The sequence below is a fragment of the Haloarcula sp. 1CSR25-25 genome (assembly GCF_032027985.1).
GTDB lineage: Archaea > Halobacteriota > Halobacteria > Halobacteriales > Haloarculaceae > Haloarcula.
This window is the reverse complement of record NZ_JAHYBW010000013.1, coordinates 98,799-109,196: the sequence shown is the minus strand read 5'-3', so window position 1 is coordinate 109,196 and position 10,398 is coordinate 98,799. Positions and strand designations below refer to the sequence as shown.

Genomic DNA, 10,398 nt, shown 5'->3' with positions numbered 1-10,398 from the left:
TTTAGCTAACTGAACGACTTTGCTCGTGAAGCGGGAGATCTTAGACATGAATCATCGACGGTTTCCCGCTTCAACTTCCTAGTTCTAACGGTCGATGCCGCCGTCGTCCAGCGATTCACCAGAGCCAACTATAGCGATTACCGAGAGTAGACAGAGAAGCGCGACAGTACTTGAGAAGACTACAGAGACGCTAAAAACCAGGGCGAAGGCTGCGGCGAGTATCAAAACAGATGGGATTGTTCCCTTCTCTCCGGTATTTTTCTGGGACCGGTCCCCGAAAAGGGACCGAAAGATAGCCATCCGAATGAGAAACCCGCTGATAGTCGGGCTAAGTCCTGCGGATAGGACTACGATAAAGACTAGCGCAGCAATGCTGGCAATGGCGAGTATCAAAACAAGGGGTGTGGTCATGGTTGGCGGGTCACCGTTAGGACGGAAATCGGCTGGGGTGTGTCTGGATTAGCGCGTCACGAAATCTGTGATGTGCCCCGGACCAGTTGCCGGTTTGGTGAAGAATTCACCTCCCTTTCCACGGTCTTCAACTGAGAGCGTATCAACGAGAGTCTCCACTACCTCCTCCCTCGATAAGACACGCTCGGTGTTGGGGATGTTATCTGCAATCTGCGTGAGACTGTATTCCGGACTCCGATTGTCGTCGGTAACGACAAGCGCCGGCTCAGCGCCGGAGGGTTCGAACACTGCAACCCGCATCTCCTTCGAAACCGAGTCAAGCGCACGGCTAACGTGGGCGGCAATCTGGGGGCGAGAAAATCCGTTCGGAACGGTCAACTGATGCTTTTTCCCACCAGTGTCCTGCGGCCGCTGTGGCCCGCCTGCTGATAGCGGCGTAGTCGAGTCGATGTCTCCGGCGGTTGGTTGATTCGAACTCATATGAACCTCAGAGAGGCCGTCTCTCCGAATACTTTTGAGCTCTCTTTCCATTCTACCACAGGGGAGCCGACGTTTCGAGGGCTGTGTTATCGGCCAGAAGACCTTGGAGACGCTACGATGTGGCCCCCTGGCTGTGGACATCAAAGGTCCGCCTCTTCAGCGCCGATCTCCTTCAGTTCTCGCGGGACTGGCCCTGGGATTTTGTACGTTGCATTTACTGTGAAGCGACTTTGTCCGCTTGGTGGACTAGTTCGTCAAGTGGCCCTATCGGATCTAGTCCTTCGTAGTTCGTCCCCATGTGACTGCTCACGGCGTGGGCGATTGCATCAGGGAGTGAGGTCTCGTCTCTGATCAGCCACTCCATGCGGACGTCGTGGTCAATCACAACCGACTTCGACGGATCTTCAGGGTCTCCCCGTTCTCGCATATCGTGGAGTATGGCAGCAGCTCGGGCGTAATCCAGATTCACGCCAAACCGTCGCTCGTAGTAACCGCCAATTTCTTCGACGACTGTACTGACCATCAGCGTATGCGCCCACAAGCCGTGTTCGCCACCACAGAGAGGATTGAGTTCGCTTGTCGACGATGCTGGAACTTCCCAGAAGTACTCCGGCGCTTTGGCGGCAACACGTAGCACCTCAGTTTGAATAAACTCGTCTGTGATCAAATTCGCTGCTGGTAGTCGTCTTCGTGCTTCGTTGATCGGAAGGTCGCTGAGTGCTTTCATCTGTCGGGTGTCGCGGATTGGTTGTTTGAGGCTGGTTAGCGTACGATTCGTGTGACCGGAGCGTCGGCTATCCAGAGTCGGGCATTGCCTGACAGCCAGTCTCCCCCAGGAGGAAGTGTACGCGCCTACCATTCCCGCCTTCTGGGTGTGGAGGGCCGCCAGGACGTGTACTCGTGGATTCGACGTCCACCGCTCCGGTGTGGTTATGCAATCAACCCCCCGAGAATTGCGCCGACACTCGTCACCCAGATGAGGCCGATGCAGCCGAGGAGTGCGATTTTGAAGTAGTTACTTTTCATTGGTCGTTCACCGTCCAACTTCGCCGAGCGTTGCCACTATCGAGATGGCTCATACAGGTTTACCTATGCACCATATATACATAAGTGTTTTGATAGGTTTGGGGAATAAACGGGGTGCTAAAGCCGAATCAAGATATACTGGAAACCAAATATGAAGGCGGTAGCTGGTCAGGGTCTCATTCGTCGGGGTCGTCGCGTTGGTGTGTGATCGTCGGATGTCCAGTGAACAGGCTGAGACTCGGCACGGGATTGGCGATGTGGACACGGGAGGCCCGGCGTTGTTTGGTTCGTGGCGAGCTGATGACGTTGCTTTGGACGAGGGGGAGAGCGGATGTGCTGACGAGAGATGAGAGCGCGAGGCGACATGAGCGGCTGGGGAGCGCGAGAGCCGAGAGCCGAGAGCGCGAGAGCAGAGCATGCGAGAGAGCGCTGACGTCGAGCGCCGCAGCATTGGCGGCGAGGGGTTGGTATCGAATAGCCCAGCAGGAACCGGCACCGCAGGAATGACCGCATCGCCGCCCTACGCAACGCGGGTAGGGGGCAGATTGATGTGGGGTTCCTCCAGAGGACGGCACGCACTGTACCGGATGTGAATCCCTCCCCGCCGAACTGGGATGGCATAAAAAAGGGGCCAAGAGGCCCCCTCTAACGGCAGTTGTCTGTCCATCTATTGCTGATGCTGTTCCAGTGGCGGCTGCTGATTACAGCTAGGTTGGGATACCGCAGTGGCTTGTTGCCCTGGAGAAACAGCATCGCTGAAGATGGCCGCCCGGCTCCCAGGGGCGGGGCGGATTGATGTGGGGGATGGGGATGGGAGGAAAGGGGGGAGTGGGGAGTGAGGCAGGTGGTGCATGCCTGGTGTTCGGTGTTCCAACGGAGGGCCTCAGAGTGACCCGCTCCTCGCTGAGACAACCACTCCTGCTTCTGGCAGCTGGGGCGGTTGTGGTTGCGGTTTTCTGGAGCGACTTGTTGGTGCGAGCGGGGTGGACCGCGTCCGACCCCGCGAATCCGTGATTCGCTCACGTGCTGTGCTGGAGCGGTTAGAGAATGGTCGAAGAGGGCGCGGCGACGGCGACCGGCCAGCGGCCCACGGCAGGCACACTGGTGATTCCGTCCGACGCAGCCTGTGTTTCCATTCATCCCTCTGAAGCCCTCGGGAAAGCCCGAGGGCTGAATACGCGATCATGGCAGTCCGCCTTGCGGTTGGCGGTGTGGTAGTGACACATATTGACTGCCAGACCCTTCCCACGCAGTAGAGGGTTTTCAGAACATATCGTCAAAGGTGGCCAGGCGTCCTGCGATCTACCTGCCAACAGGCGGTCGGCGCAGTTGATTGGGAACCACCAACGGTGTGCCGGCAGACGCTGCGGTCAAGGTTGTGGCTGCGCGGAACTGTCCGGCGGTCGACGAGATCGGCGCGTCAGCGCCGCACGCTCGAGGGCGGCGAAACGGAAGCCCCGGAGCGGAGGGTGGGGCGGCGGGTGGTGTGGAAGGAGCCGGGCCGCCTGTCGCCGCGGCCCGGCTGTGGCGAGACCAGGCGACAGCGCATATCAAAAAAAGAGGCCAGATGCGCCACTCATGGCGTCGGGGTTTCTCGATACTCCACTGTCGCATCAACGGCCTCGTCGATGAGTGAGCGGCGTCGGGCTGCATCGAGGGTGTCGTACTCCCGACGGATGGTGACCGTTCCCAGAATCTGTTGGACAGCTCGGTCGCCATACCGGACTTCGAACTCCGATTTCTGGACGATTTGCCCGCTGTCTCGAGTGAGGGCCTGCCCGAGGAACTGCACTTGGAAGACGGACGGGAGTGTTGGGAACAGGTCGAAGTTGGGATGCTGGAGCGCGACGTACTTCGCGACGGCTTCGATGCTGTCGATACTGTCTTCGACGCCGTACCCGAGCGTGTCTTTGAACGTCGCGACTGAGGGAGGGGACTGGGACCGAGTGTTGAGGTCTTGGTCACTGGTGAGAACCGTTTGACCGGCCTGCGGCGAGTGTGGAGTGGATGACATTGGTAGCTGTGGAACGGGTTATCCTTGGTCTGGGTATTCGAACCGGGTGCTCACTTTGCCGCTTGGGCCCTGCCGTTCCGCCTCGAAAAAGCGGTCATCGGCGAGTGCGTCCATATCGTCTTGGTCTTCGATGATAACCGACTCGGCGGCGTCTGCACTGGTGTGTGGCCCTGCGGGGAGTTCGAACTGCTGTGCAACCCGGCTGTCGCTCTGTTCGGTCTGTTCGAACATGTCTCACTCTGGCTCTGTGACTGAATATCGCTGCGGAGCGGTCCATAGCGCCATTGGGAGAGACGGCATGCGACACTAACCCCCCGACGAGAGCGGGCACCGGGCACTGACAGTCGTACGACTGTTATTCTTTTAGAATTAGGAACATATCTGGTATGTAGATAGACTCTATCCGACCGAAGACTGTAACAGACTGGTCTCTTCCGAGAGGCCGCCGATTCTCCGCCCCGAGTGGGTACTGGACTTTCGCGTCGGGATGAGCAAAGGGAATTGGAGGGGTGAATCAAGGAGCCGCTCAAAACGGAAATATGGCCGATTGAGAGATGGGGGGTTCGACACTACAGGGGCTGGCGCGTCACTGGTCGGCAACGTCGTATCGCCACAACTCGATAGTGTCGACGCCGTGGTCGTGGCAACTATCGAGCATATGGTCCGTGCCGGCGGACTCGCCGTCGTAGGTGGCGAATGCTGCCCCGCCGTAGTTTGCGACCAACTCGGCCATGAGGCAGTTGCGGGTGAGATAGGCCCCACCGCCTGACCGTGGATCTTTGTCGGGCCCACCATAGGTCGTGACAGTCTTAACTACCCACTGGTTGTCGGCGGTTTCGCGACGGAAGATGGTGGACTCAGACGGCTCACCAACGGATAAGAGGATCATCGGGACACCGAGCAGCATCGAGACCGCTTCGGCAACCGCATCAGCGCCGTCGGCCCCGCCAGAGACGATGTAGTCCGGTTCGTCCAGGCCACGGGACGAGAGCTCGCCAAGAACACGCTCAGCACGGTCCCGCACGGACCCGGGCTGGGAAGCGTAAGCCCGTGAGCCAAAAATGACGAGTGGGGAGTCGCCGGATTCGACAGGGAGTTCGTAGTTGGCGGGCTGGACGTCGACACTCTGTCGGGAACAGTAGCAACTCATGTTAGCCCAGCTGCTCTGCGTAGTGAGCAATCACTTCTCCGTGGCAGGCGGGCCTCTCTTCGCCGAGTCGTTGGCAGAAACAGCCGAGGTCTTGTCCTGCCAGTTCGGCAACCGCCGAGCGGAATTCAGGGTCGGTTTCCAGCCGGGCTTTCATCGCCACGGCGAACTTCGCGACGGATTCTTCAAGCGACCCAACGACGGTTATCGACTCGGCATCATAGTGGGCTTGGCGTGCGTTCTTTTCCGGGACGAATGGATTGCCTATCCATCCACGTTTCCCGATCTCCCCATCTTTCATGGAGCGTTGCCCGCTTCCCCTGCCGATGTAGACGTCGCAATCATCCTTCTGGCAGTGCCCCACTCGCGTTTTTCGGTTAGTGTCATTCATTTTTACCAGCGCTATTGTTGCTTCCCGTACTAAATATCGCTCTCTGACGGGGTAGCGGTTGCTGTCAAGGTCGTGGCTGCGCGGAACTGTCCGGCGGTCGACGAGACCGGCGCGTCAGCGCCGCACGCTCGAGGCCGGCGAAAGGGAATGCCCCGGAGCGGAGGGTGGGGAGGTGGGTGGTGTGGAAGGAGTCGGGCCGTCAGTCGCCGCGGCCCGACTGTGGTGAAACGAGGCGACGGGGTGTATCAGCAGGTGGCCGTGGCTGCCAAAAAAAGACGCCTGGTGTTCCGGCGAGTGTTAGGCAGGCCGGGGTTCGCCAGCGAGTGCACTGACGATGTCGTCAGCGGCGGCATTGCCGGAGACGCTGTCGAACTCCGAAGCCAGCGCTCGGAGTTCGTCGTAGTCCTTCTGCTCGAGTTCGTCCTCGGAGAATGTGTCATCGGCCGGGTCGTCGGCCATGTCCTCGTGGAGCGTTTCGAGGACTTCGACACAGCGGTCGTAGACTTCGACTCGTTCGGACTCCTGGTGGGCGCTCTGGGCTAGGGTTTCGAACTTTTCGCTGCTGGCCTCGCCGGCGAACCGCTCAACCGTCGCCTCGGCGGCTTCGAGAACCATGTCGTTGTACTCCTCTTCGGAGATTTCGTGGACGGTTTCGGGGTTCAGGGAGACGAACACGTCGCCTTCCTGTTCGTAGGTTTTTGGCTTCCCGATGACGGCGACACGCGATGGGACTTCGAGGTCAGTAATCGTGGCCTTCGGGCCTTTGCTGTACTGACCGGCGTAGGTGAAGAAGACGTTGCCGTCCGGGTCCGAACAGCGGAGTCGGAGGTACTCATCATCCTGCCCCACATCGTCGATTTCAGTGGCGACACCGACCATGAGGACGCGATTTGCACCGGCCCCACTGGGGAGCACGAGGAAGTTCGGGGGGTTCGTATCCTCATCCTCTGCTTCACCTTCGACCTGCGTGTGAGCCGAGGTCAGTTCAGGAGCCAGTACGCGCTTCGCGGGTTGTCGTGAGTTGCTTGCCATTGGTAGTAACACCGAAGTTTATCGGGACTGTCGGGACGCTCGTCTGCTTCCCTCATCCCCCTCATGACTGCTCTGGTCACTGAATATCGTGCTGTTCGCGGCTGGACCAAGCAGTGCAGTGAGCGGATACCGGCTGTCGGTGTGACCGTTCCGACCGACCTGTTCCGTCATGTCCCTCATATAGGCCATGTGAACTGAATATCGCTGCGGAACGGCACACTAGTCATCGAGTGATGCAGCTCGTCGTTGCGACAAAAAAAGAGGCCGAGTGGTCAGTCTACAGAGCCGACCGCGCTTCGCGTGCCTCGACCAGGGCTTCGTTGACGGCCTCACTGCCGACGGTGCCGATGAGGCCGAACTCTTCAGCGAGGATGTAGCCGTACATCTCCGGCCCTTCGACCATCATCTGGGACGTGAGGAGTTCCTCGGCCATGTTCTCGCCGGGGACTTCCGTGTCCAGCGCGTCTTGAGCGACCTCGATTTCCGCCTCGAGGGTGGTGTCCATGAGGTCTTCGACCGCCTCACGGTTGAAGTTGATTTCGTGAGTCTCCACCCCGTCGTCGAGGGTGACCTTCAGCCGCAGGTCGTACTCGTGGTCGACGGCCCCGTGTTCGCTGCAGTTGCCGTTCTGGAGCGTGCGCGAGCAGTCCTCTTCGGCACAGCGCTTGATGAGTCCGTCTTGGACGCGGACGACCCGCCCCGAGACCGACTCCGTGTCGTCCGCCGGGGAGACATCGGCGTCTGTCTGTTCGACGGTGGACCGACCAGGGGCGATGTTGAGGGTGTAGCGACCCTGGTACTCGTCGGTGGGGACGTTCTGGAGTCGGACCACGTCGCCCTCTTCGAAGGTGGGCTGGTCGTCGCCCACCCACACGGTGACGACGGTGCGTCCGGTTTCGTCTGCGATTTCGGCCTTCTGCTTGATGGAAGAGTGGTCCGCCTGCCACGTGCCCATCACCTGTGCGGCTTCGATGGTGACCCAGGCAGTCTGGTCCTCACCGTCTTCGTCCGTGCCAGCGGCCTCGTGCTCGTCTTCGATGTCAGCAATGGAGACAGCCGGGTCGGAACTGTTTCCTGCGAACGGGTTGATGTCTCCGTCCGAGGGCTTGCGGTTGCTTGCGACGGTTCGAACTGCTTCTTCGAGGCGGAGTCCGTACTCGTTGGCGTTGGTTCGGATGTCCGCTTCGAGTTCGTCAACGTCGGCTTCGACGCCTTCGTTTTCGAGTTCGGTTGCGAGCGATTCGGCTGCCGTGGTGTAGTCGATGTCGGACATGGTTAGTGTGTGGGTGAGGGCTTCTCTCTTCCCTTCTCCCTGTGTGTGCTTGGTCACTGAATATCGCTGCTGAGCGCTGACGTGCAAGCCACCCCACGCCAGGCGGACCATGGACAGTGCTGTCGCCGCGCCGCTTTGCTGGTCGCGACGACGACTGAGTTCCCTCATGGCCCTCATACATGCTCTGACACTGAATATCGCCGCGGGACGTCCACCTGTGATAGAGCTCCCGATGGCGGTGATGAGCGCCTCAGGTCTGTCGGAGCACCATCGAATAGCCTGCGAGTCCCCCGTGGACCCAATCAGTGCGGACAAGGTTGTGGCTGCGCGGAACTGTCCGGCGGTCGACGAGATCGGCGCGTCAGCGCCGCACGCTCGAGGCCGGCGAAACGGAAGCCCCGGAGCGGAGGGTGGGGTGGGGGAGTCGGGCCGCCCGTCGCCGCGGCCCGACTGAGACACGATCAGGCGACAAGCCCTCATCACGCGACCAAAAAAAAAGCCCCTGCGCGTCGCTACTTGGAACTCGCCTCGCTGCTTTCTTCAACTTCGTAGTGGTGCATGTGCTGGTCGGGAATCCACGCCGTCGGGTATTTCCACTGGACCAGCGTCGGGTCAGCAGTGGCCCGGCGCTCGAAGTCGGTATCCTGGCTTGCCCCGTTCGGGGTCTTCGCCCGCCGCTGGTCCAGCGTGGACTGCTTGATGTTGTACGCCGCTGGGGACTTGACAGCCGGCTCGTCCAGCTCGCCGTCGAGTTCCCAGTCCTTCTCCGTGATGACTCGGTCTCGGGGTGCATGGCGGCTGACGTACTTTCCATCCCCACGCTCTCGTTTCTGGATGACGGTCCACTGAGAGGCGTGAATCTTCGTGTTAATCCCACGACCCGCCGAGTAGTGGGGCTTGCCGTCGATGATTCGGATTTCATCCCCCTCGTGGAGGTCCGTCACGATGTCGCCGTTCCATTCCGTCCACGAACGGGAGAACCGCGTCCGCTCGTGGATGATGAACTTGAACATCTCTCCAGAGAACCTGTCTTCGACGTGGGCGACTTGGTACTCGCTGGCGTTCATGGGAGTGAACAGCCGGGTGACCGTCCCTTCGACCGTCGTCGTGTACTGTCGAGGGTGCACTTCCTGGATGGGCGTCGGGGCGACCTTGAAGTACGACGATGCCTGCTCGACAGCCTTCATCGCTGCGTCCAGGGCGCTGTCCGACTCGAGGCGCATTTCCGCCAGCAGGATGAGTGCCTGTTTCTCCGTGATACCGACTTTCTCCACGATGTCCTCGACCGACTGACCGAGTTCGATGATTTCCTCACCGATTCGCTCGATGGGCGACCACGCCTCGGTCGGCTCCAGGCCAGCAGCGAGTTTGGCTCGCTCCTCGAACCCCGCCAGGTCACGGTCCAACTGACCAGCCTGCTCGTGTTCCGGCTCCGGCGGGACCTCCGGCTGCGCCGCCACCTTGTCAGCCGCGACCCGCGTGCTCTCCGCCCGCTGCCGGGTTGGGCTCATCTCATCTTCCTCGTCGGGACGGCTCTCTTCCGTGACCCACGCTGCGGTGTACTTGGCAGTCTCGAAGGTGGGTTCCTCCGTGGACTCCTCCACCGTGGTCGCCTCACTGGGTTCCGCGATGGCTCGTGCCTCACGGGCCATCCGGGCGTGGTCGGCTTCCTCACCAACACGCTTCTCGTAGCCGGCGAGGTCTTCACCAGCACGTCGGTCGACGAGCTCGGGAATCGGCTCCTTGTCCGACTGGTCTGCTTCTGGGAGATGCGCCAGTCCGAGGTTCTCGGCCACCTCCGCGTCCGACTTGGTTTCGTACTCGCCACGGTCCAGGCCTTCGGCGGAGCCCCATCGGATGTCTCGGTCGGCCTTGAACGACGCACTGTTGCTGCCGACCATCTCTACCGTCTCGTCAGCCGTCTCGAAGTCCTGACCCTCTTCGGTCTGGACTTCAGCCATCAGTTCGTCCTGATTTTCGATTTGAGCGCCCAGGGCCATAGTCGGCTTCTCGCTCGGGACTTCCGCCTGCCCTCGCACCGGGTTCTCGTTGGGCTGGGGAGTGTCGAGACCGTACTGCCGCTTGGCGATATCCTCCTCGTCCGCGTATCCGTGTCGTGCTTCGTTCGCGTCAGTAATCGTGACTTTGCCACTGTCGTCGTTAGAGTTGTAATCACTCATTGTTGGAACACCAGTTGGAGGCCGAACCGACCACGTCTGACTCCTCTCTCTCCCCCGACGCCTTCATCCTCGTCAGCCTCCACCCCCAACCGTGGCCGTGTATAATGCAGTCCAATGGGGGGGGGGAGGAGCGTTATGTTAGCCCGCTTACTGAATTTTTTCCGTTTTCGTGTTTCTTATTCAACATACCGTAGGCTTGCACTACAGAGTCGGTGCTGTTCGGGTGAGGGTGCAGTCGCTGGTGCAGTGCGGCGCGGTAGCGGCGCGGAGCTGTACGGTCGCGGTAGCCGTGTGGTGCTGGGGCTGTCCGGGGCTGTGCTGTGGCGGTAGCGGTCGCGGTCAAGGTCGTGGCTGCGGGCGCAGCGAAGCGAGCACGGAGCGGAGGGAGGGGCGGAGGAGATCGGGCCGCGTCACTGGCCCGATCGGCATTGACACGCTAAGTGA

Annotated in this window: 10 protein-coding genes; all 10 read right to left on the bottom strand. The window is 60.5% G+C overall.

Features of this window, described 5'->3' with window-relative positions:
* Nucleotides 1-84: 84 nt before the first annotated feature.
* Nucleotides 85-411 (bottom strand): hypothetical protein, encoded by a 327-nt coding sequence (locus KZ498_RS23720; protein WP_312622104.1) that lies wholly within the window; start codon nt 409-411, stop codon nt 85-87.
* A gap of 48 nt (nt 412-459) precedes the next feature.
* The gene (locus tag KZ498_RS23715; protein WP_312622103.1) at nt 460-891 is read right to left on the bottom strand and encodes a hypothetical protein; all 432 of its coding nucleotides are present in this window, start codon (nt 889-891) and stop codon (nt 460-462) included.
* Nucleotides 892-1,105: 214 nt separating this feature from the next.
* On the bottom strand, nt 1,106-1,618 hold the full coding sequence (locus tag KZ498_RS23710) for an HD domain-containing protein (RefSeq protein ID WP_312622102.1): 513 nt from the start codon (nt 1,616-1,618) through the stop codon (nt 1,106-1,108).
* A gap of 1,875 nt (nt 1,619-3,493) precedes the next feature.
* The gene (locus tag KZ498_RS23705) at nt 3,494-3,931 is read right to left on the bottom strand and encodes a hypothetical protein (protein WP_312622101.1); all 438 of its coding nucleotides are present in this window, start codon (nt 3,929-3,931) and stop codon (nt 3,494-3,496) included.
* Nucleotides 3,932-3,949: 18 nt separating this feature from the next.
* Complete coding sequence (locus tag KZ498_RS23700; RefSeq protein WP_312622099.1) at nt 3,950-4,162, bottom strand: hypothetical protein; 213 nt, start codon at nt 4,160-4,162, stop codon at nt 3,950-3,952.
* A gap of 355 nt (nt 4,163-4,517) precedes the next feature.
* Nucleotides 4,518-5,081 carry a hypothetical protein gene (locus tag KZ498_RS23695; RefSeq protein WP_312622097.1) on the bottom strand — a complete coding sequence of 188 codons (564 nt, stop codon included), beginning with the start codon at nt 5,079-5,081 and terminating at the stop codon, nt 4,518-4,520.
* Nucleotide 5,082: 1 nt separating this feature from the next.
* Complete coding sequence (locus KZ498_RS23690; RefSeq protein ID WP_312622096.1) at nt 5,083-5,469, bottom strand: DUF4326 domain-containing protein; 387 nt, start codon at nt 5,467-5,469, stop codon at nt 5,083-5,085.
* A 297-nt stretch (nt 5,470-5,766) separates the two neighbouring features.
* Entirely contained in the window at nt 5,767-6,501 is a 735-nt protein-coding gene (locus KZ498_RS23685) for a hypothetical protein (RefSeq protein WP_312622095.1), read from the bottom strand.
* A 277-nt stretch (nt 6,502-6,778) separates the two neighbouring features.
* Nucleotides 6,779-7,774, bottom strand: a complete 996-nt coding sequence (locus tag KZ498_RS23680) for a replication factor A (RefSeq protein ID WP_312622094.1) — start codon at nt 7,772-7,774, stop codon at nt 6,779-6,781.
* A gap of 512 nt (nt 7,775-8,286) precedes the next feature.
* Nucleotides 8,287-9,954 (bottom strand): hypothetical protein, encoded by a 1,668-nt coding sequence (locus tag KZ498_RS23675; protein WP_312622093.1) that lies wholly within the window; start codon nt 9,952-9,954, stop codon nt 8,287-8,289.
* Nucleotides 9,955-10,398 lie beyond the last annotated feature (444 nt).

What these genes read in the sequence shown, in the direction of transcription:
- KZ498_RS23675 (WP_312622093.1), bottom strand. Translation starts at nt 9,954, where the DNA reads ATGAGTGATTACAACTCTAACGACGACAGTGGCAAAGTCACGATTACT.
- KZ498_RS23685 (WP_312622095.1), bottom strand. Translation starts at nt 6,501, where the DNA reads ATGGCAAGCAACTCACGACAACCCGCGAAGCGCGTACTGGCTCCTGAA.
- KZ498_RS23690 (WP_312622096.1), bottom strand. Translation starts at nt 5,469, where the DNA reads ATGAATGACACTAACCGAAAAACGCGAGTGGGGCACTGCCAGAAGGAT.
- KZ498_RS23705 (WP_312622101.1), bottom strand. Translation starts at nt 3,931, where the DNA reads ATGTCATCCACTCCACACTCGCCGCAGGCCGGTCAAACGGTTCTCACC.
- KZ498_RS23710 (WP_312622102.1), bottom strand. Translation starts at nt 1,618, where the DNA reads ATGAAAGCACTCAGCGACCTTCCGATCAACGAAGCACGAAGACGACTA.
- KZ498_RS23715 (WP_312622103.1), bottom strand. Translation starts at nt 891, where the DNA reads ATGAGTTCGAATCAACCAACCGCCGGAGACATCGACTCGACTACGCCG.
- KZ498_RS23700 (WP_312622099.1), bottom strand. Translation starts at nt 4,162, where the DNA reads ATGTTCGAACAGACCGAACAGAGCGACAGCCGGGTTGCACAGCAGTTC.
- KZ498_RS23680 (WP_312622094.1), bottom strand. Translation starts at nt 7,774, where the DNA reads ATGTCCGACATCGACTACACCACGGCAGCCGAATCGCTCGCAACCGAA.
- KZ498_RS23720 (WP_312622104.1), bottom strand. Translation starts at nt 411, where the DNA reads ATGACCACACCCCTTGTTTTGATACTCGCCATTGCCAGCATTGCTGCG.
- KZ498_RS23695 (WP_312622097.1), bottom strand. Translation starts at nt 5,081, where the DNA reads ATGAGTTGCTACTGTTCCCGACAGAGTGTCGACGTCCAGCCCGCCAAC.